The sequence below is a fragment of the Flavobacterium sp. AC274 genome (assembly GCF_979258275.1).
In genome coordinates, this window is record NZ_OZ409852.1 from 2,323,659 (window position 1) to 2,344,174 (window position 20,516).

Annotated in this window: 20 protein-coding genes and 1 pseudogene; 6 read left to right on the forward strand and 15 right to left on the reverse strand. The window is 33.5% G+C overall.

What is annotated here, in order from left to right; all coding sequences use genetic code 11:
• Positions 1-278: 278 nt before the first annotated feature.
• The 12 genes and pseudogenes from ACZZZT_RS10880 to ACZZZT_RS10935 all read right to left on the reverse strand — a co-directional run bounded on the left by ACZZZT_RS10880 (position 279) and on the right by ACZZZT_RS10935 (position 10,107).
• Positions 279-1,580 (reverse strand): hypothetical protein, encoded by a 1,302-nt coding sequence (locus ACZZZT_RS10880; RefSeq protein WP_463460376.1) that lies wholly within the window; start codon positions 1,578-1,580, stop codon positions 279-281.
• Positions 1,581-2,121: 541 nt separating this feature from the next.
• Positions 2,122-2,523 (reverse strand): hypothetical protein, encoded by a 402-nt coding sequence (locus ACZZZT_RS10885; protein ID WP_042565081.1) that lies wholly within the window; start codon positions 2,521-2,523, stop codon positions 2,122-2,124.
• Positions 2,524-2,654: 131 nt separating this feature from the next.
• Entirely contained in the window at positions 2,655-3,200 is a 546-nt protein-coding gene (locus tag ACZZZT_RS10890) for a YceI family protein (protein WP_463460377.1), read from the reverse strand.
• A gap of 11 nt (positions 3,201-3,211) precedes the next feature.
• Positions 3,212-3,562, reverse strand: a complete 351-nt coding sequence (locus ACZZZT_RS10895; protein WP_463460378.1) for a cytochrome c — start codon at positions 3,560-3,562, stop codon at positions 3,212-3,214.
• A gap of 10 nt (positions 3,563-3,572) precedes the next feature.
• The gene (locus tag ACZZZT_RS10900) at positions 3,573-4,415 is read right to left on the reverse strand and encodes a DUF5777 family beta-barrel protein (protein ID WP_042565111.1); all 843 of its coding nucleotides are present in this window, start codon (positions 4,413-4,415) and stop codon (positions 3,573-3,575) included.
• Between the two features lie 2 nt (positions 4,416-4,417).
• Positions 4,418-4,813 carry an OB-fold protein gene (locus ACZZZT_RS10905; protein WP_463460379.1) on the reverse strand — a complete coding sequence of 132 codons (396 nt, stop codon included), beginning with the start codon at positions 4,811-4,813 and terminating at the stop codon, positions 4,418-4,420.
• Between the two features lie 119 nt (positions 4,814-4,932).
• The gene (locus tag ACZZZT_RS10910; protein WP_463460380.1) at positions 4,933-5,334 is read right to left on the reverse strand and encodes a COG4315 family predicted lipoprotein; all 402 of its coding nucleotides are present in this window, start codon (positions 5,332-5,334) and stop codon (positions 4,933-4,935) included.
• A gap of 75 nt (positions 5,335-5,409) precedes the next feature.
• Positions 5,410-5,637 (reverse strand): annotated as a pseudogene (locus ACZZZT_RS10915) (COG4315 family predicted lipoprotein); the annotation flags it as partial.
• On the reverse strand, positions 5,556-5,813 hold the full coding sequence (locus ACZZZT_RS10920; protein ID WP_463460381.1) for a hypothetical protein: 258 nt from the start codon (positions 5,811-5,813) through the stop codon (positions 5,556-5,558). The pseudogene ACZZZT_RS10915 and the gene ACZZZT_RS10920, both read right to left, overlap by 82 nt.
• 295 nt (positions 5,814-6,108) lie before the next feature.
• Complete coding sequence (locus ACZZZT_RS10925; RefSeq protein ID WP_463460382.1) at positions 6,109-8,559, reverse strand: carboxypeptidase-like regulatory domain-containing protein; 2,451 nt, start codon at positions 8,557-8,559, stop codon at positions 6,109-6,111.
• Positions 8,560-8,643: 84 nt separating this feature from the next.
• On the reverse strand, positions 8,644-9,543 hold the full coding sequence (locus ACZZZT_RS10930) for a FecR family protein (RefSeq protein WP_463460383.1): 900 nt from the start codon (positions 9,541-9,543) through the stop codon (positions 8,644-8,646).
• 48 nt (positions 9,544-9,591) lie between these two features.
• On the reverse strand, positions 9,592-10,107 hold the full coding sequence (locus ACZZZT_RS10935) for an RNA polymerase sigma factor (protein ID WP_042565074.1): 516 nt from the start codon (positions 10,105-10,107) through the stop codon (positions 9,592-9,594).
• Between the two features lie 201 nt (positions 10,108-10,308).
• On the opposite strand from ACZZZT_RS10935, the gene ACZZZT_RS10940 reads away from it, so the two are divergent.
• From ACZZZT_RS10940 to ACZZZT_RS10950, 3 genes are all read left to right on the forward strand, one after another.
• Positions 10,309-11,328 (forward strand): hypothetical protein, encoded by a 1,020-nt coding sequence (locus ACZZZT_RS10940; protein WP_463460384.1) that lies wholly within the window; start codon positions 10,309-10,311, stop codon positions 11,326-11,328.
• Positions 11,329-11,623: 295 nt separating this feature from the next.
• A complete protein-coding gene (locus tag ACZZZT_RS10945; RefSeq protein ID WP_463460385.1) occupies positions 11,624-12,292 on the forward strand; it encodes a phospholipase A in 669 nt (222 codons plus the stop codon).
• A gap of 915 nt (positions 12,293-13,207) precedes the next feature.
• Positions 13,208-15,484: a polyprenyl synthetase family protein gene (locus ACZZZT_RS10950; RefSeq protein ID WP_463460386.1), complete on the forward strand. Its 2,277-nt coding sequence runs from the start codon at positions 13,208-13,210 to the stop codon at positions 15,482-15,484.
• A 189-nt stretch (positions 15,485-15,673) separates the two neighbouring features.
• Here the strand turns inward: ACZZZT_RS10950 and ACZZZT_RS10955 are convergent, their stop codons facing one another.
• Genes ACZZZT_RS10955 through ACZZZT_RS10965 form a run of 3 tightly spaced genes read right to left on the reverse strand, consistent with a single transcriptional unit; the run spans position 15,674 to position 18,044 of the window.
• Positions 15,674-16,111, reverse strand: a complete 438-nt coding sequence (locus ACZZZT_RS10955; protein ID WP_463460387.1) for an outer membrane beta-barrel protein — start codon at positions 16,109-16,111, stop codon at positions 15,674-15,676.
• On the reverse strand, positions 16,006-17,178 hold the full coding sequence (locus tag ACZZZT_RS10960; protein ID WP_463460388.1) for an outer membrane beta-barrel family protein: 1,173 nt from the start codon (positions 17,176-17,178) through the stop codon (positions 16,006-16,008). The genes ACZZZT_RS10955 and ACZZZT_RS10960 overlap by 106 nt, the downstream gene beginning before the upstream one ends.
• Positions 17,178-18,044: a carboxypeptidase-like regulatory domain-containing protein gene (locus ACZZZT_RS10965; protein ID WP_463460389.1), complete on the reverse strand. Its 867-nt coding sequence runs from the start codon at positions 18,042-18,044 to the stop codon at positions 17,178-17,180. Before ACZZZT_RS10965 ends, ACZZZT_RS10960 begins: the two co-directional genes overlap by 1 nt.
• 196 nt (positions 18,045-18,240) lie before the next feature.
• On the opposite strand from ACZZZT_RS10965, the gene ACZZZT_RS10970 reads away from it, so the two are divergent.
• Genes ACZZZT_RS10970 through ACZZZT_RS10980 form a run of 3 tightly spaced genes read left to right on the forward strand, consistent with a single transcriptional unit; the run spans position 18,241 to position 20,512 of the window.
• The gene (locus ACZZZT_RS10970; protein WP_463460390.1) at positions 18,241-18,960 is read left to right on the forward strand and encodes a hypothetical protein; all 720 of its coding nucleotides are present in this window, start codon (positions 18,241-18,243) and stop codon (positions 18,958-18,960) included.
• Positions 18,924-19,820, forward strand: a complete 897-nt coding sequence (locus tag ACZZZT_RS10975) for a histidine kinase (protein WP_463460391.1) — start codon at positions 18,924-18,926, stop codon at positions 19,818-19,820. The genes ACZZZT_RS10970 and ACZZZT_RS10975 overlap by 37 nt, the downstream gene beginning before the upstream one ends.
• Positions 19,817-20,512 (forward strand): LytR/AlgR family response regulator transcription factor, encoded by a 696-nt coding sequence (locus ACZZZT_RS10980; RefSeq protein ID WP_463460392.1) that lies wholly within the window; start codon positions 19,817-19,819, stop codon positions 20,510-20,512. The genes ACZZZT_RS10975 and ACZZZT_RS10980 overlap by 4 nt, the downstream gene beginning before the upstream one ends.
• The last annotated feature ends 4 nt before the right edge of the window (positions 20,513-20,516 follow it).

The window sequence follows — 20,516 nt, forward strand, 5'->3', positions numbered from 1 at the left end:
AATTTGAAATGAGCATCTAACTTACAGAATAGTTATAAATGAAATTTTTTTGATTTCATTCATTGAGGCCCTATAATGTAATTTAAAAGAGAATCAATTATGATTTAAATTCGGGAATGGGATTTAACTGATTTAAACCAAAACCGAATGCTTATTTTGAATTGGAAGTATGTGATTTGTTCTAAACTTAAAAGATTTTGATTTTTTCTATAAGTTCTGCATAAAAAAGCCACTCAAATCGAGTGGCTTTATTGAGATCTAAAAAACTAGAAAATAGTTTATAGAACGCTAATCTTCACAGAACTTGCTTTATCATTAAAATTCCCTAAACAACCATTATTTCCGGTTATTACAACAGATTCTCCTCCAAAATTATCGTTTTGGTACATTGTAATTTTGTATCCATTTTCTAAGCGAACAGAAGACAAATCATCATTTACGATACCATACGCTTTTAGCTGATCTAATGTGTAATTACCAACCGGCAAAGCAATCGCATAACCGGTATAATTGCAGTTTTGGTAAACAGTTACAATACCACCTGCCGTAGTATTGTATTTATTATCAACATAAGTGCGGGATAAATTGCCTACACCATCAAAATAATTATCTGCTAATTTTGCAGGATCGGTTGCAAATTCACCTCTTTGTACAATTCCATCATTTCCGTCATTCCATGCCCATGGAGCGTTTGCGCCACCAGTTTTAAAATCGTTTCCTTTAAATCCTCCAGCCGGGCTTGAAAATAATTCGGTGTTAAATCTTTGATCCCATAATCCTCCGCTTTCAAAAATATCAACAAGTTTATATTCTACATAATTGTCATAATTATCAGCTGGTATTTGTGCAGTTCCGCTTGCAGAAGGGTAGTAAATAATTCCGTCTCCATCTATATCATGTTGAGGCCAGGCTTTAAGGCTGTGTCCCTTAGCATCTTGTGCTGTTATAGGATGCAATTCGCCGTTATAGTCTCTCATTTGTAATGTTCCGTCAACGCTTTCCAATCCGCTTACAAAAGAACTGCCGGATGGCACGTAAGAAAAGAAATCGGAATGGCTTACTGTAACAGCTCCTTTTAAGGAACCATAAGTTGATCCATCTTTCTGTACAATCATTAATACTCCTTCCAAATCATTTTCATGTTGGTCTAATGAGTATAAAAGTGGGTTATCTGTCCAATCTCTTGGAGAAAAGAATGCGTAAGTAATGAACCAATGTGTATTTGATTCTACTATCGAATAGTAACAATGAGCAGCTAAAGAATTGGCATAAGCAGGAAGGTTATTCCAGTTATTTTCGGCATTCCAGTCATTGTCATAATTAATAGCAGTAAGATAATCTGATTTTCCTCCTTCGGCATAAGTTCCAGTTGCATCTACATCTTTGTAATGTATAGGCGCCCATCTTCTTGCCAAATCAGAAATAGCTGCTGCACTGATTTTGCTGGTGTTTTGTTGTTTTTTTGTCACACTTGTCTCTTGTGCTTCATCCAATGTTGTGTCCTGACAGGAGAATGTAACGGCACCTAACATAATAATGAACACTTTACTTAAAACCTTTTTTAGATTCTGTTTTTTCATAATTCTAGTTTTTAATGTTAATAACCTAATTTGAAATTCCTTGATTTTGATGCAATTATTAATAGCTATAACCAACTGAGAAATAAAAAATACTCATCAGCAGTAGAAACTTTGTTTTTTGAAAATCTTGTCGACAGATTTCTTTTGAATTATAATTCTTACTTGCATATAAGTACTTAAAAGGAGAAATCGTACTATCTGAAAATATTATGATACTGTTAACAAAAGGTTATTGTGCAGGAGTTTAATTCCATGCTTTTAAAGACCATTAAAAAGTGCCTATGAAAGTTTGAATCATTTAAAAACTAAACACAATCTTTTATGTTTGTGTTTAAAATGTTTTTATTGATTTTAAGATGAAAGCATAGCAGAATTAAGGACAATTATTCTAAATAATGCCCAATGTAAAAAAGAGAAATAATAAAGAGGAAAATAGGAGATGTAGAATAAAACAAAGAAAATATCTGCAAAGAACAGATTCAGAATCTACTTTGGAGTAAGTATAAAATAGAACATGGTCAATAAGACCATGATTCCTAGCTTACAATCTGATATTTGAATTAAAATGCTGTAGAATTTGTTTAGGTGCCGCTATAACTTCTCTTCGAATAGGATCGAACCATTCCATTTCTTTGGTAACCTCTGCACAGCATTCTTTTTTTGAGTTGAAGAAAGAACTTTTAATGTTGATTTTGTCTTCTATAGAACAATGTTTCATCTCAACAAAAAAAGGTTCGGTAAACATTAGGTTTTTATAACAAACTAAAACATGATTTCCTTCTTGTAAACCCAGATGTAAAGCATTGAGTTTCTCTTTTGAAAATCCATTATTAAACAAAAAATGATGTAATAATCTAAGCGTGTATGAAATGTAGGCATTGCTTTCCATCACCATAACATCATTTACATCTTCTCCGGCGACAACATAATTTTTGCAGATCATTTAAATTTAGTTGAGGTTATTAAAAAAGAGGTCAGCCCGATATGAAACTGACCTCAAAAAATAGTCATGTTTAATGATTTCTAAAGACGAAACCAGAATTTTCTATTGTAATAGGAAGTGGATGTTTCTAATTATAATTTGGCTAGCAAGAGATTGAAACTTACCTTGATTTTATTAGATACTTTATTGCTAACCAGTTTTGGAATTTCGATATCAAAGTCTTGTGCTTTTATATCAAAATTTCCTGTAACCGTAATTTTATCACCAGATTTTGAAATTTTGGCGTTTGCAGTTACTTTTTGTGTTTTTCCGTGTAAGGTTAAATCTCCCGAAATCTTAAATGCCTTCGCTGTAGCAGAAAGTTTTGATGCATCAAAATCTTCTACTTTTCCTTTGAATGTTGCTTTTGGAAATTTATCCGATTCTACATAATTTTCATTAAAATGTTCCTCCATTAAGGCAACCTTAAAACGAAATCCTTTCATAAGCGTTAAAACTGCAATATCTCCTGTTGATGATTCTAAAATAGCCGATGTATTTTTGTTTTCAGCCGCAATTTCTTCTACTGCATCAACAGTTGCTTCAAATTTTAAACTACCTGTTTTTGTTGCATATTTTTGAGCCGAAACATGTAATGTTCCAACAAATAAAAATAGCACTACAATTATTTTTTTCATTTCAATTTGATTTAATTTTCTAATAATCCATCTGTATTCCATTGCAGAATGGTGTTGATTTTATCCTGTGGCATTCTTCCTGATCTTGGCATTATACCTGCAGCGCCGTTTTGTCTTTGAATTCTATCTAATAATTCGCCATTTAAAAGAGCATCTTTTACCTGGTCATAAGTTTCTAAAGGGATAAGCTGACCCGAAGAAGGATGACAGCCAATGCAATTTTGATCAATAATAGATTTGACATTTTTAGTATAAGTAGCTTTGTCAACTATCACAGTTGGTTCTTCCAGACTTTCATAAGTATTAGATTCACAACCGTATAAGGATAGAATGATGATCGATAAATAAATATATTTTTTCATGTTTATATTTTTAAAAAACTCTATATAAATTAAACCCAAAGAAGAAATCGCCTTTGCCCCAATCGCCGGCAGCACTTGTTAAGTAACCGCTTTCGGTCATTGACTGCGAATTTGTAAAAATCAATTGAAAAATATGACCTCCCGTTTCTATGTCAAGTCCTACTGATAGAGGATTATTATAGAAGTCCGGTTTATTAAAATTCTCGCCGTATTCTAAATTAAGAGAAAGTCTTTTGGTTAATTTTAAGCGTCCGCCTGCACCCAAAGTGAATTGATTATCATTTTCAATAGCAGGATTGTATAGGTTTTTATGGATATAAGAAGGAACCAATTCTAAAGATAATCTATCAGAGAATTTTCTTGAAATCAGCACTTGATTTACATACGTTAAGCGATCAGAAAATTCAATTTTAGGATAATCGTCTTTTTTTAATCCACTATTAAAATCTATGGTACTGTAGCCAACAATATCCAAAGGAAATTTATCACTTTGTCTTATTAGTCTATATTTCAAAGATGCTTCATTCATTTTCAGCAAAGTATGGTGTGATGCACTTACAGCAAGCCAATCGGTAACTCCGTAAATTCCACCAATTTTTGTAGTGGCATCATCAAAACCAAAAAACTCCGAAATCCCGCCTTTTACAGTACCAAATCGATGAGAAATTACCATGTAAAACTCTTTTTTTGCAGGTAATTTTGTTGACTGCAAGGTTATAATCTGCAAAGCTTTAAATGTTGCTGTCACGTTTTTGTCAACCACTTGTGTTGAGTCCAGGCCGGAGAGTAAATCTTCCTGCGCATTACTATAAAGACAGATTAAGAAACTGACTATTAAGAATATTTTTTTCATATTTAATGTTGTTGAATACTGCATTGATCAAATTTTACTACTTCGAATAAATCATCAAAACCAATGCATCTGCCTTTTATATTGATCTTTTTATTCATTAAAGTCTTTTCAGCCTTTTTGTTCATTTTACAAAATACCTTATGGTCGATTACCATTGACGAATCTGTAACTTCAGAAACGATTCCTTCAACTTCAATTGTTTTATTTAAGTATTTTGCATCTCCTTTTGCAGGATCTAAAACATATTCATTTTCTAAATCTGTGGCAGAAATCGTAAGTATTGATTTTTCACTATTGATGTCTCTGGCATCTTTGTATAAAATATTTTTATAGATATAATAAGAGCCCAAACTAATTACCAGTAGAAGTACCAGTACTTTAATTATTGTTTTAGTCATTTGGATTTTCTGATTTAAATTTTACTGTAGTAGAGTAGAACTTTCTTTTTATTATTTCCTATTAGCCCAATTTATATTGGACTAATAGGAAATAGTATGATTTACAAAAAAACTATTGTTTATATAGCAAGTGGCAAATCTTTTACCGGTACAGGCCAAACTCCAGGGCTTGGGAAACTAATTCCTTTATTAGCGCCTCTTACGCTTGCATCTTGTCCAAAATAATATAAAGGCCAGCCATTGTAAGTCAACTGAGATTTACCAAATACAGTGATAACACCAAATTTAGTTTTGTCAAGTGTCGAAGGCACAACAATTTTATCGGTTTCATATATTGGCCAAACAGCATTGTTTGAAAAATCAGATTTGGTAAAATTGTTTTTATTGAAATTATCGTTTTTGAAAACATACAACGTTAATCCTTTAGCATCTGTAAAATAAGTGGTCTGGCCATCTCCAACAGTATAATCTGATTTGTAGTTTTTACCATCATGTCCTACAAGCTGGCTTCTTACGATCATAATCGAATAATCCGGTTTTGCTATAAACCAAACACCGCCAACTCCGTCGCCCGTTGTTGCACCGGCAGCTTCTGCTGTGTTAGTTCCGTTTACACTTGGTGCATAATAATATAAAGGCCATCCTTTATAGGTTACTTGTTTTTTACCAGAGGCAGTAGTTACAGTACCAAAATCAGAGAATGTTAATCCTGTACCTATTTTATCTGCAGTTAAATTATCTACTATAAAAGCAGGCCATACAGCTTCGCAACCTCCTGTACAAGAAACTTGTCCATTAGCATCTGTTGAAAAAAGTATAAAGATCTTCCATCCTTATCTGAAAGATAAGAGCCTAATGTTGTACTTGTAGAAAGTTTAACTTCAATCTTTACTTCCGGAGTTGTAGGAGTTTCATCGTTGTTATTATCACTACTACAGCTTAGGAAAAATGTTGTTGCTGCAAAAGCAACTAAAGCGAATTTAATTTGTTTTAATTTCATTGTTTTTTGTATTTGATTAATTATAAAAAGGGGGAGAAGCTACTTTACAGAAACAGTAAAGCATTTTTAGTTTGATTATAGTCCACGAGCATTTCGTTCAATAATCAGATTTGCTTATTGTTACGAACTGTCATTAAAATCTAGTATTACGTTTTGTAGGTGAGCCATTTTCTTCTTCTGATAGATTCAGTAGTAAAACAGCTTTAATGCAGATTACCCTACCAAAGAATTGTTATTTTATAAAAAAAATAAAAAAAGAGACAGAAAGGGGTTACAAATCTTGAAGGAAATAGGGTTAGAGTGAAACTCTAAAGCTCACATTTGGAGTTCTTTGCAGTGCGAATGTTTCAACTTCTTCTATAGAATTTGTTAATGAACTTATTCTATAATATTCGCTGATTTCATTTTTTCGGTTTAGGATATTTAAGATAGAAATTCCTAATTTGTACTGAATTCCGTTTGCAGTTTCCCACTTATAAGTAGAAGAAATATTAACCTGCGAAAAAATATGCAGGTTCGTATTATTAGGTTTGTTGTAAACCAATTGGGGATTTGAAAGGTCAATTTGAGAAAAATCAGGCGAAGTTTTTGGCCTGCCGGAAGACCATTTTGTACCCAAAGCAATTTTAAAATTGTTTTTCTCGTAAATTCCCGCCCACGAAACCGTATGCATTAACTGAAAATTGTTAGGGAAAGTTGGGTACTCATAATTAGAAAAATGGTAATTATTATGATTATACGTATAGCTTAACCAAGTCAGAAAATGATTCATTTTTTTCTGAACTAGCATTTCTGCTCCCCAAATTTCATAATCCCCTGTCGTTCTAATAAACTCTAACTGGTTTTGAAAACCCTGGCTGGAAGTTGTGATTCCGCTCACTTTTTTGTAGAAATTTTCTATATCCAACAGCCAGTCATTCTTTTTGTAGAATAAATTTAAAGAGACCTGTTTGCTCTTTTGAATAGGAATTGTGGTGTTATTCGATATAATCCAGCGTCTTTTTTCAATACCAAAATAATCTTTTTGCAAATCAATGATTTGTTGCGAATTTTGACTTTTTAGTTCACCCAGCAATTCTAAATTCAGATTTTTATTGATGCTGTAACCAAATTGTATTCTCGGTTCTACAATAAATTTTTTAAATTTTTCTATATAATTAATTCGTGTTCCCGCCTTAAAATATATTCCGGAAAGCGTATCGTTGTATTTTCCCTCCAAAATCAGGGCGTGAGTTCTCAGAACGTCTTTTACATTACGATAAAAATCAGGATTCGTTACCTTTTCTAAATTAGAAATACCTACTTCGTTAAACTGATAGCCATCATTAAAACTAAATCTGGAGGTAATAATATGATTGTTCTCTAAATTAATCCCATTATTGTTAACCGTATTTTCCTGAATAACAATTTGGTTTCCAATCGTAGTTCTTTGATTGGCCAACAGTTCATAAGCAGAGTTATAAACATTCACTTTGGTAGTATTGAAACGGTTCCAGTTTCTTTTCCAGGACAAATTTCCACCGTAATTTTGTTGACGCAAAATATTGTTTTCAGATCTGTTGATATCATACACCATAGCACTTTGAAAAACCTCCAGATTGTCTTTAATGGTAATTAAATCCAATATAATCTGATCCTTGCTTCCAATTTTTTGGGCATATTTGAGCGTAGCATCATAGAAGTCAAATTTTTTATCACTTTGGTAATCTATATTTTGGTTTTGTGAAAAATCAGTAATTGTTGTGTTTTGAAATACTTTATTGAAATATTCCTTATAAGTAGGTGTTTCTACATAATCAGTAATAGATTTACGTGCTGAAATTTCAATATAACTCTTTTTCGAAAGATTGTACTTCGCATAAACATCGGCATTAATCATATTTATACCTGCGCTAAAAGCATTTTTTTCTGCTGTTTCAGGTGTAGAAGAAATCGCAACGACACTCGAAACACTTTCTCCAAAAAATGCAGAACTTCCGTTTTTATAAATAGAAATCGTATGCGCCAAATTGGGATTGAAAACCGATATTAAACCAAAAAAATGTCCCGTTTGGTACATTCGTATTCCGTTCCATAAAAATAAATTCTGATCGTGTGTGCCACCGCGAACATTAATGCTCGATACGCTTTCGTCTATGCTGTTTACGCCGGGAATTTGCTGCATGGTCTGCAAGGCATCAGGTTCGATAAGGCCCGGCAAAATTCCAAATTTCTTGGGTTTAATTTCAAACGATCCATCCTTGTTTTTTGAAATTCCCGAAGCCAGAATCGCATTCGTTTTAATTTCTGCAAGTTCTGTAATTTCAGGATCTAACAGTATTTGAAGACAATTTTTAGAATCGGAATTAACCAACACAATTCTTTTGGCCATGAAGCCAATGTGACTAATCAGGAGTGTGTTTTTATCCTCTCCGTTAAATTCAAAATAACCGTTTGAATCAGTTGTGATTTGATTGTTGTTGGCTAAACTGATATTGGCGTTTTCAATAGGTTTTTTATCTGTTTTAGAAAAAATGTAGCCGCAGATTATTTGTAATTCAATCTCTTTTTTATAAATATTAATGAATTTGTTTCCAATGTTTTCAAAAGATAAATTGGTGTTTTTGGCTAAATAGTGCAATTTTTGATCTAATGAAAGTGATTTTTTTGGCGGAACTAATTTCAGGTCGGCAATATTGTCTTCAGTATAATTAAAGCTAACCTGATGCTGTTTTTCAATATCAATTATGATTTTTTTAAAAGGCATAAGTTTTCCTTTGTCCTGAGCAAAAAGATTCAGGACAAGGAAAAACAGAAAAAACAAAAAATGAAATTGTTTGGGGAAGAACATTTATTTTTCGTCAAAAATTATTTTATTTTTTGAGACTTTTTTAGCCTCTAAATGATACGTTGTACTAATAATCTGCAAAGCTATATCAAGGTTTTTGGCGGGTAATTTTCCCGTAAATAATGAAACCGTATCTTTTGTGTTTAATTCGATCTTAATATTATATTGCCTTTCGACTTCGTCTAGCAGCGTTCGGATATTTTCTTTATAAAAACATATTTGATTTTCTGTCCATTCCGGTTTTAAGGAACGTACTGTCATTTTAGTTTGTTTTCCGTTTTCAAAACTAACGCTTTGCCCGTGTGTCAATAAAATTTGAAAATTTGCGTAATTTACTTTTACACGACCTTCATAACATACTACATCAAACCTGTTTTTTCTGGCTTTTACGTTAAACTGAGTTCCCAAAACCGATACTTTTCCCAGACTGGTCTGTACTTCAAAACGTCGGCCTTTGGCTACCCTGAAATAAGCTTCACCTTTTAGTTCAAGACGCCTGTTATTGTCCCAGTTCCATTTTTTATAATTTATTTCAGAACCTGAATTTAGTACGACTTCAGAATTATCAGGTAATGAAAAAGTTGTTTTTTCTCCAAAACTTGCCGTTTCCGTTTGTGGTACAAAAAATTTCAGCAAAAAGGTTATTCCAAGTGCCAGAACAAATATAGCGGCTGCTCTAAATATCCAGTTTTTGTATAAAGGAATCTCTTTTGGAGTTTCTTTTTTCTGATTAAGAATGTTCGACAGCATAGCGTTATCATCAAAATCACCTATCTCCAAATGTTCTGTATAATTTTTTATTTTTTGGTATTTTTCAAAATCGGCACTTGCTTTAAATTCAGCTAATTCATCTTCCGACAAATCATTGTTGAGCCATTTTGCTAATAAGCGATTCTTTTTCATTGTACTACTATTATATATTAAAACAATTGGAACTAAATTTACCCTACTTTATAAATCAATTTCTTTACGAAGACTTAACAATGCCAGGTGAATGCGTTTTTCTACAGCTTTTACGCTAATGTTTAATTCCAGGGCAATTTCGCTGTATTTTTTTCCATCAATTCGATGCATCAAAAAGGCAACACGCTGTTTTTCGTTTAAGTTTTCGATAGCTTTCAAAAGTTTAGACTGAAATTGTTTTTCCTCTAAAAGATATTCCGGGTTTTCATTTGTTTTGTCTAAGCCTGTGAAGTTTTTTTCATATTTCAACACCACTTTCTGGTGTGCAATTTCATTAAGACTGCTATTATTTGCAATTGTATAGATGTACGATTTTGCTTTTTCCAAAGGTACCGAAGCACAGTTTTGCCAAAGTTTTACAAATGCTTCCTGTGCTATATCTTCTGCCTGATCTAAATTGCCAAATTTGTAAAAAAGAAAATTGCGAAGTGCTTTAATGTGACTTTTAAAAAAAGACGAAAAGACTATTTCATCACAAGTATTTGATTCGGTTTTATTTGGCATTTGGATTTTTCAATTTGTAGTAGCAAAAGTATTTGTTTTTACTTTAAGTAGGGTAAAAGTAAAGCTGATTGTTTTATAAGAGTAAGAAATATAATTTTCTTATGATAATTAACGATTTAAAAAAGTGAAACAGAAACCCTTAATGCCGTATTTATTAAAAAGCAGTTTCTTAAATTTTATTACCTTTGTAAAAATATAAGTATGTTCCCTTTCAAAAAATATTTACCAATAGCAGTCCTTTTAGTCTTATTGTCTTGTCAAAGCGACAGAGACGAGCAGGGAAATAATGCGCAGGGAACAATTACAAGTGTTTCTCCTCTTACTACTTATCTGCAAAGAGTGGCAATGGTACCAACAGTGCAGGATAATGTAATCGACGGGTCTACTTACTGTACAATAAAACTTCCTTATACTGTTACTGTTAATAATGAGCAAATTGCCGTTAATACAACTGCTGATTATCAAAAAGTAGTAGATAATATCAATGCAAGTACTTACGATGACGATATTGTAAAAATAGATTTTCCGGTAACGATGGTTTACTACAATTACGTACAAAAACTGATTGAGGATGAAAATGATTTTAATGATTTAATCGATTATTGGAATCTTTATCCTGATCTTTTATCCAAAATTAATGGGTTAAATATTAATTATCCTATCACGATTAATATTTATAACAGCGCCAGTCAATTTGCAAGTTCTCAGTCGATTATAAGTGATGAGGCTTTTTTTAATTTTATAAAAAACCTGAATGGCAGTCAGTATATTTCATTAAATTATCCAATTTCTGTAGTAGATTATCATAATCAGGTAAAAGCGATTACGAATAATTTGGAGTTCGAAAATGCTATAAAATATGCGATTGATTACTGCCCGGAAAATAACATTGCAACACTTGATTTTACACAGACACTAACAAATGGCTCCTGGAAAATAGCTTATTATTTTGATGATTCAGAAAAAACGCTTTCATATAATGATTATTGGTTTATGTTTAAAAGTGACAAATCGGTAATTGCTACAAAAGGATCAGTCTCAGAAACAGGAACATGGGAAAGTACAGTGGTGAATAATGTTAGGGAATTAAAAATAAATTTCAGTTCAGAATTACTTGGTAAATTAAGTTGTAATTGGAAATTGTTTGAATTTAATAATTCCCAAATCAGGTTACGTGATGTAACTGATAGCACCAATTATCTTTATTTTGAAAAATTATAAGTTCTCTATCCCTGAAAGAATTTTGAATAGAATATGATCTTGTATTTTTTGAGTTAACTCTCATTTTTATTGAGTTAACGTTATTTGTTAAAATCATAGATATTTATAGAAATTAATAAATTACCTCAATTTAATCCATATAAATGCATTTCAAATACCTATTGATCTTTTTCATTTTGTTTTCACTCAACGCAAATTCACAAATTGTAGAAGATAAAAAAATTTTCGCGCAGCAGATTCCTTATTAAAGGAAAATAGTTTTTCTGTTCATAGAGATAATTATTTTTTAACGGGTGTGCCAATAAATGCTCCAATTACTAAAAACTCTGCCGATGTAAAATATCAGGTTAGTTTTAAGTTACGATTGCGCTCAAAGCCTATATTCGCAGGTTTTTACCCCTATTTACTATACACTCAAAAAGCTTTTTGGGATATTTATGCCAACTCAAAACCATTTTCCGAGATTAATTTTAATCCCGGTGTGGCTGTTGTTCGACCATTTTATTTAAAAGGAGGAAGGCTAACCTACGGAACAGTTTCGTTTGAACACGAATCAAACGGCAGAGATTCTATTTATTCCAGAACATGGAATATGCTTGCCTTCTCATTAAAATCACAGATTTCCCCACGATGGACAGTTGGGTTACGGGGATGGATTCCGCTTGTCGATAAGGAAGATAATCCCGGACTTACCAAATATGTAGGTTATGGCGAAGCAAGTGCAACTTACCAGATAAAGCCGGGACGATGGAGCGCAGACGTTCTTTTTAGAAAAGGAAGTGGCCTTATCAATTACGGATCGCTGCAGACACAGGTAAACTGGAGACCATACAAAAATGAAAATTATTATCTCACATTACAGTGGTTTGTGGGCTATACAGAAAGTTTAATTGATTATCAGGAACACAAAAGCATGATTCGTTTGGGATTTACAATCAAACCTGAAAATATGGGCATTTTCTAAATTACTTTATATTTCATTGTACTGTTTACTTTAACCAACGAAGTAAAAAGATATTCTTAGTCTTGCAATGAAATCACTTCTGCTACTATCATTTTTTATCTTACAAAAACGACAAACACAAAACATCTTTTTTTGCTGATGTGTAATTGCTTTAGTTTATAAGTTGTTACAAATCAGTTAAATGTGTTATGGATTATTTGGTTGATAAATTAATTTTAGTATCTTTATTCTTATAAATTTCACTTTTTATATCATCATGATTTTCCAGGAACTTGTATACTATAAAACTGATAACGCATAATAGGTTAAAGTTATCTTACAAATAAAGAACGCTGGCGGTTTGGTCTGGTCAGATAATATGGAGTAATACGAAAACCTGTGGAGAAAGAAAAATTTACCACGGAGAACGCAAAGTTTTTTAAAATATGCTAGTTTAATAAAAACATCCCGAAGCCTCGGGACACAAAGCTTTGCAGACTTAGATTGTGTAAACACAACTTAAATCTTAGTGAACTCTGAGAATCCCGATAGCTATGCGGGATTGCGTTCTCTGCGTTAAAAATAATTAGGAGATATAAAATTTTTAATATTTCTCCACAACTAGCTTTGATCCGATAATATCCAAAGAAGGCATATCTGCCTTTAAATTACAAGCCATATTTTATAGAGTTAGACTCATTTACAGTATTAGAGATTTATGAGGGAAGATAGAAATGTTACGTATTTACATAACAAAATGATTGATTTATACCTCTCCAATTATATTAATTTCTGAATTCATTATTCCTGTTTTCAGTTTTAGACTGTATTGAGCTGCATAGCATTTAATTTCTAATACTATTTTCGCTATCGAGAAGAGACTTAGGAGAGCGGAGGTAAATATATTATTTAATAATAACTAATATGTCTAAAACTATGAAACAAGAAATCGACGCTCAACAAACAGATTCAAAAATTATTTTAGCTGATTACGCTTCCACATGGCCCGCTGATGGCCCGATAGATTTAAATATTCATGATCTTCCGCACGATGCATCTGTACTCGAATGGTGGTATCAAAATTGTCATTTGACTTCTAAGGATGGTAAACGGCTTTCTTTGTTTGCTTCTTTTTTTAGAGTGGGAAAAAAAGACGAGCATACCGGAAATTTAAACTACACACATTCTGTAATCTGTTCTTTATCAGACATCTCTGAGAAAAAGTATTATAGGGATTCTCTTGTAGATGGAAGTTTACCTAAAGAAGTATTAAAAATTATTAAGAAAAACGACGAAAAAAATGAGGGAAGCAGATGGATTCGCCGTGCATTAAAAGAGGTGCATGAAAAAGGAAATGTGCCGCTGCCTGACAGACTTCTTAAAAAACCTGCTGTCATAGGTACAAAGAATCTTTCACTTGAATATGATGAAAATTCTTTTAAAAAAGATGAACAAGGCAACTATCATTTAAATCTGCAAAATCCATTGAAAGGAATCGCTTGCAGACTTGATTTTGTTCCCTTAACAAATCCGGTAAGACATGGAAAAAATGGCTTGGTGAGCGGTATAGGGAAAGAGGATATGTTTTATTATTTTATTCCAAAATGCGACGTAAGTGGGGAGATTTTAATAGATAATACAGTTTACGATGTAGAAGGCAGTGGTTGGTATGATCATGAGTTCAGCAGGTCCGCAGATGAAATCTCAAACTTTGAATTTAAGCATGATTTAGCCTGGAACTGGATAGCGCTCCAATTGGACAATGGTTGGCAGATATCCGGATACGATCTTTTTGATAATACAAATAATGGAGAACATATTGGAGGCACAATTATTATAATAGATCCGGATGGTAAGATAAAGAGAACAGAAGATTATTCATTTTCTCCTGAAGATTACTGGACAAGCGCCCGAACATTTATTTCGTATCCCGTTTCCTGGAGATTGGAAATCCCCGAGTTTAATATTTATCTTTCTGTTAAAGCTGAATTCCCGGAACAAGAGTTCATTACGATGCTCTCTGCACCGGCATTTTGGGAAGGATGTATAAATGCTGTCGGAAGTTTTATGGCAACAGAAGTTTCCGGCTCTGGATATATAGAAAGAAACGGATTTAATGGTAATATAAATATTGAAAGTTTCCTGAAAAATGTTGGTAAGGCAACGCAGAAATCGATAGAATCGTTACTGCCTTTAAACCCCACTGACGATCAGTTTCACAGATTGGTAAACAGTTCACTAGGAACTTCTTTTTTTAACACTGCTGATAAAGAACAATATGTTTCTGCTGTAATCAAACCAATCAGGGAAGTTGTTGATCGCAGTAAAAAAGCCTGGCGATCGTATGTATTTTTAGCCTGTATTGATAGTGTTGGCGGAAACTCCCAGCCGTTTATCGACTGGCTTGCAATGCCAGAGCTTATACACACAGGATCATTAATTGTAGATGATGTGCAGGACAAGTCTGATACGCGTAGGGGAGGAACAGCTTTGCATCTTATGTATGGAGAAGCACTTGCAATTAATGCCGGCAATGTCTGTTATTTTATCGGAGAATTGATGACACATAGTCCCAAGCTTTCAGAACATATCCGGTTGAAAGTATATGAATTGTATTTTGAAATGATGCGTGCAGCACATGCAGGTCAGGCGATGGATATTAGCGGGCTTCATTATCTCATGCCATATGCAGTAAACAGTGGAGACAGTTCATTATTGGAAAAGAGAATTTATACAATTCATCGGTTAAAAACAGCAGCGCCTTCTTGTACATTGGCCAAAATGGGAGCATTAATAGGAGGAGGCAAACCTGAAGAAATAGATGCGCTTGGTGATTTTTTTGAAGCAATTGGCGTTGCCTATCAAATCATGGATGATGTATTGAATTTGCAGGGATTCGACAATAACCTAAAAGATAAAGGAGAAGATATTACAGCAGGAAAAATAACTATGCCTGTGGCAAAAGCAATGGGTTTATTGCCTTTGGATAAACGTCAATATGTTTGGGAAATAATTCAAACAATGCCTACAGACAGAACGATTATAGAATCTGTAATTGTTACATTGCAAGATTGCGGAGCCATTGAAGCATGCAGGCTGGAAGCAGAAGAACTTGTTGAGGAAGCCTGGAAAAAAGTAGATGAAGCATTAGCAGATTCATTTTTTAAAATAAGAGTTCGTGCCTTTGGCTGGTTTGCATTGAAAAAAGAATAACGTGATATAAGTGTGCATTTATGAAAAACCACTCCAATCGAGTGGTTTTGTGTTTTAAACTTTTTTACTTAAATTTAATAGATAAACACGAATTTCACGAATTTCACGAATTTGCAATAATTCTATAGTTGGTTTAGTTTGTGAAATTAATTTCACAAACTAATTAGTGCAAATTAGTGAAATTCGTGTTTAATTACGATTAGCGCTATTGGCTTGTCTGATCACTTTTGGATCGGTTAGGTTAAAACGATAAACAAAACTTAGTCGGTATCGGGCAGCGTTAGGTATGCTCACTTCTTTAAACAAATAATCGGTGCCAGTTGTGGTGTTTTTGTTTTGGCGTAAATTAAAAGCGTTGCTTACATCAAATACAATTGTTGCTTTGTCTTTTAATAAAGTTTTGCTCAAACCAAAATCGATTGATTGCAATGCTGCATTTGTCGTTTGCGCATTTTGCTGTTCTCCACGAAAGTTATAGCGGCCCTGAAAACTAAATTTGGCCGGCAGCTTAATCTGCGTACTTAATCGTCCTGTAAAAGTTTCTCCGTTATAATCAAGGTTTTTTTCTGATAATTTCCTTTCTGTACAAAGCTGTAAAAGTTCATTTCTACATTTATCTGTAACCATTTTAATGGATTGTATAATGTAGAAAGTTCAAAACCAGTGCGCGTTTCGTAGTCAATATTAATTGGTGTTGTAAAAAATATATCATTCTCACGGTAAGTAAAATCCTGAATATAATTTTTTTCTCGTTGGTAATAAACGGAAGGATTCAGGGTTAGTTTTTTCCAGGTTTTAAGAAAACCCAATTCAAACGCATCAGTATATGAAGGATTAAGATCTGGATTTCCAATATATTGTGCATTTAAATCCGTCAGTTCATTAAAAGGATATAAAGCATACAAAGCCGGGCGGTTAATGCGTTTGCTGTAATTAAGCTGCAAAGTCGAAGTTTCAAATTTATAACTCATATTGACAGTGGGGAATAGTTTTGCGTAATTTTTCTTGTCGTCGTATGTGTTTTTAATATCTGTAATAGAAATTTGGGTTAGTTCTGTACGCAAACCCAGCATGTAATTGAATTGGCCTGCTTTGTCGCTAAATTGAGCATATGCACTGGAAATGGTCTCAGTATATTTCAAATTATTATCAATGTTTTGGTAAATTGTCCAGTCATTTTCTTGTTGCTGTTCCGCCAAAAAATCACTGGAGACTTTGCGAATCTCACTTTTTATTCCAAATTCAAATACCGAAACACTATCAATAGGTTGTATAAAATCACTCTGAATAAGTAAATCTTTACTATTGCCTATTGATTTTGTTCTAATACCGGGATAAGTCACAGGAGTTGGAGATAAACGATCTGTCGAAAGATTCCAGTTTTTATCGCTGTTCCACCAATCGTATTGGACGTTAATAGTCCATTTTTTTGCCTCTTGTTTAAATGTTTGTGTATAGTTAAATTCTAATTGATTGTAATCCCTTTTTTCCAGTGATTTGCCTTCTCTTATTAAAGTGCTATCCAGGCTCGTATCGTTGCTGTAATCATATTTTAGATGAGTTTTGTCATTGTCATGTGTGGCATTTTTTAAAAAAGCTGCGGTAATAGTGTGGTGATCGTCAAAAAAATAATCAGCCCCGAGATACATCAGTTTCCCATCATCGTGACGGTCTTCATTTTGCACCCGGTTCATTAAACTTGGTGTACCATTATTAATAGTGGACTGATTTGTTGTGTACAGACCAACGTAATCAGATGAGCGGATGCTAAAATTTGAAAAAATATTGATTTTATCTGATTTGTAATTGATACTTGGATTAAGACGGCTATCATTTGGTGAACCGGCCACCAATCGTACCTGACCATTAAAACCACTTTTTTTGTTTTTTTCAATATAATATTAATAATTCCTGCAGAACCAGAAGCATCATATCTTGACGAAGGATTCGTAATCACTTCTATACGATCGATTTGGTCGGCAGCGATTTGATCAAGCGCGTTGGTTTGAGTAAGACCGGATTGTCGTCCATTAATAAGCACCAGTACACTGCTGTTGCCACGAAGACTCACTCCGCCGGTTGGACTAACCGCGACAGATGGTACTCCATTTAAAACGTCATTGGCAGAGCCATTTTGCGACAGCACATCTTTGCCCACTTCAAAAACCTTTTTATCCAGTTTTAAACTAATGTTTGGTTTTTGACCATTAATCTCTACGGCATTCAATTGAACTGCATCAGTAACTAAACCAATAGTTCCTAATTCCATTTTTGCTTTACCCGAAATAATCTCCAATGGCTGCGTATAATTTTGATACCCCATAAAACTAAACGAAATGGTCATTTTTCCTATTGGCAATTTTTCTAAACTAAAAACACCATGCTCATCAGTAACCCCAATTAGTACTGTTTTTAAGGCGCTGTCTTTTACCGCTATTGTTACATACGGCAATGCTTCTTTGGTGATATTGTCCTGAACTTTTCCTGAAACAGTCGTTTGCTGAGCGTTTGCTAAAAAGTGAAATAGTAAAATTAAAATGCTGGTTATTAAGGCTCTCATGTTGGTTGGTTTTATAATACAAGATTAATTGATAAAACAAAATATGACCTTTTAAAACATGCAAACGGCTCCAAGAGCTTTTGAAATGCATTTCTCAATTCGATATTTATTCTATCTTTATCTTATGTATAGATTTGCCTTTTTCACCACTTTTGTTCTGCTTTTGTTCACCTCATGTAAGCAGTATACTGATTATGTGAAATCGGATGCATCTTATTCTTACTATGTTAATGAAGATCGTGTACAAGATTATCTGGGTAAATCTGCAGAAGATGTTTTTAAAGTTCAAATACCGGTAAAGCTGATTAAACGGGATAATAATGCCGGACCATTAGGTTTACAGGTGAATGGTTTTGGTGCTTTTGATGTTTATTGGGATGGTATTTTTGTGGGAAGCAACGGTAAAATGGTCAAATCTGGTCAGCCCGAAGTAGCTGGCACTGAAACGACGTATTACGAAATACCCGAAAAAAGAGGCAATATTGGCTTACACATGATCACTATTATTGGAACACAAACCCAATTGCGAGAAGCAAATCGTGGAATTGATATAAGACTCGAAAGCTTTTTAAGACTTCATCGCTCGCCGCTTATTGTAATGTCTTTTATGAATCTCATGGCAGGAGCTTTTCTTATTGCTGCTATTTATTATTTTTTTCTATACATAAACAGCACTCGTAAAGAAACAACTGTTTTGGTTTTTGGCATAATTTGTCTGCTTTTCTTCTGTCTTTTAATTGTAGAATATCTCAAATTTTATGTAGACATTCCGTATACTCAATTTTATACCCGTTTACAAATCGTGGGCTTGCTCACCTTTGCCATTTCAATTCTGGTTCCGTGGTATTTTATGCTGCAGTTTGACTTCAAAAAAAGCGGTTGTTTTTGTTTCTTTTGTTTACCAGTCTTATTGTAATCTATATTACTAATTATGGACATTATGATATAACGGCGATTTATTTTAGTTATGCCATGTGTCTTGTTTCTATTATTATAGCTGCAAATGCCACATTCCGAAAAATCAAAGGCGGATCGATTGTTGTCGCGGGCTTACTGGTAAGTGTCGTTGTTAATCGCTATATTTTCTATGATTTTGGATTGTTTATCGCTTTTACCATCATCGTACTTTCTATGTTGTATCTTCATACCATTCGGGCAAAAGCAATCGAAGAGGCTCATAATGCATCCTTATTACTTTCGTCAAGATTGCAGTTAGAACTGATCAAGAAAAATATTCAGCCGCATTTTCTTCGAAATACTTTGACCTCGTTGATCGATTGGGTTGAAGAATCACCACAGCAAGGCGTTGTATTTATTCGCGCACTGGCAGACGAATTTGATATTATGAATGCCATTTCCGAAGATACACTTATTCCTATTAGACAAGAAATTGAATTGTGTCGAAAGCATCTGGAAGTAATGTCTTTTCGTAAAGAAGTTTGCTACGATTGGGAGGAAAAAAATATTGATGAAAATGAAGAAATTCCGCCTGCGATTATTCATACCATTATTGAAAACGGAATTACACACAGTTTACCACCCAAAAAAGGCTGCATTTGTTTTTGTTTAAGTTTTACAAAAGAAAAAAACTATAAAGAATATACATTACAAACGATTGCAAAAAACCGAAAAACTAGAAAAGAGAAAAGTAACGGAACAGGTTTTAAATATATCAGTGCCAGATTGAATGAAAGTTACGGTACCAACTGGCATTTTGACTCTCATGAAGTAGAGGAAGGCTGGATGACAACAATTAAAATTTTTGATAAAAGATGAAGATTCTGATTATTGAAGACGAGGCCAGAATTGCCAAACGAATAGAAAGAATGACCCGGGATTTTTTTGATAAGGAGACTGAGATTTTACTTTGTGATTCAGTTGAAAACGGATTAAGTATCATTGATCAAAATTCAATCGATTTGCTATTGCTGGATTTGAATTTAAACGGCGAAGATGGGTTTGATGTTCTGCAAAATGTGGTAGCAAGGTCATTTCAAACCATTATTATTTCGGCTTATACAGATAAGGCAATTACAGCATTTGGTTATGGAGTTCTGGACTTTGTAGGCAAGCCCTTTGATGAAAACAGATTGACACAAGCTTTTAGACGTTTTACGTCACCAGAAAAACAACCCAATGGAGATCTTCAGTTTTTAGCAGTAAAAAAAGGGAAAGCCATTAGACTGGTCCCCATTAAAGATATCCGATATATTAAAGGCGCGGGAATTTATACCGAATTGCATTTATCAGATAACCGTATTGAACTTCATGATAAATCTTTAGAATCTCTGGAAAAATTACTTCCCTCAACTTTCGAGCGAATACATAAATCGTTTATTGTCTGCTGGAATGAAGCCGACAAACTCATTGTAGAACCCGGAGGTAAATACAGCATGTTACTTAAAAACGCCGAACTTTTGCCTGTAGGCCGATCTAAGTACAAGGAAATTCGCCATAAAATGATTTGATTTT

Coding starts and splice junctions, on each gene's coding strand:
- ACZZZT_RS10880 (WP_463460376.1), bottom strand. CDS start 1,580: ATGAAAAAACAGAATCTAAAAAAGGTTTTAAGTAAAGTGTTCATTATT.
- ACZZZT_RS10885 (WP_042565081.1), bottom strand. CDS start 2,523: ATGATCTGCAAAAATTATGTTGTCGCCGGAGAAGATGTAAATGATGTT.
- ACZZZT_RS10890 (WP_463460377.1), bottom strand. CDS start 3,200: ATGAAAAAAATAATTGTAGTGCTATTTTTATTTGTTGGAACATTACAT.
- ACZZZT_RS10895 (WP_463460378.1), bottom strand. CDS start 3,562: ATGAAAAAATATATTTATTTATCGATCATCATTCTATCCTTATACGGT.
- ACZZZT_RS10900 (WP_042565111.1), bottom strand. CDS start 4,415: ATGAAAAAAATATTCTTAATAGTCAGTTTCTTAATCTGTCTTTATAGT.
- ACZZZT_RS10905 (WP_463460379.1), bottom strand. CDS start 4,813: ATGACTAAAACAATAATTAAAGTACTGGTACTTCTACTGGTAATTAGT.
- ACZZZT_RS10910 (WP_463460380.1), bottom strand. CDS start 5,334: ATGATCGTAAGAAGCCAGCTTGTAGGACATGATGGTAAAAACTACAAA.
- ACZZZT_RS10920 (WP_463460381.1), bottom strand. CDS start 5,813: ATGAAATTAAAACAAATTAAATTCGCTTTAGTTGCTTTTGCAGCAACA.
- ACZZZT_RS10925 (WP_463460382.1), bottom strand. CDS start 8,559: ATGCCTTTTAAAAAAATCATAATTGATATTGAAAAACAGCATCAGGTT.
- ACZZZT_RS10930 (WP_463460383.1), bottom strand. CDS start 9,543: ATGAAAAAGAATCGCTTATTAGCAAAATGGCTCAACAATGATTTGTCG.
- ACZZZT_RS10935 (WP_042565074.1), bottom strand. CDS start 10,107: ATGCCAAATAAAACCGAATCAAATACTTGTGATGAAATAGTCTTTTCG.
- ACZZZT_RS10940 (WP_463460384.1), top strand. CDS start 10,309: ATGTTCCCTTTCAAAAAATATTTACCAATAGCAGTCCTTTTAGTCTTA.
- ACZZZT_RS10950 (WP_463460386.1), top strand. CDS start 13,208: ATGAAACAAGAAATCGACGCTCAACAAACAGATTCAAAAATTATTTTA.
- ACZZZT_RS10955 (WP_463460387.1), bottom strand. CDS start 16,111: ATGGTTACAGATAAATGTAGAAATGAACTTTTACAGCTTTGTACAGAA.
- ACZZZT_RS10960 (WP_463460388.1), bottom strand. CDS start 17,178: ATGAACCGGGTGCAAAATGAAGACCGTCACGATGATGGGAAACTGATG.
- ACZZZT_RS10965 (WP_463460389.1), bottom strand. CDS start 18,044: ATGAGAGCCTTAATAACCAGCATTTTAATTTTACTATTTCACTTTTTA.
- ACZZZT_RS10980 (WP_463460392.1), top strand. CDS start 19,817: ATGAAGATTCTGATTATTGAAGACGAGGCCAGAATTGCCAAACGAATA.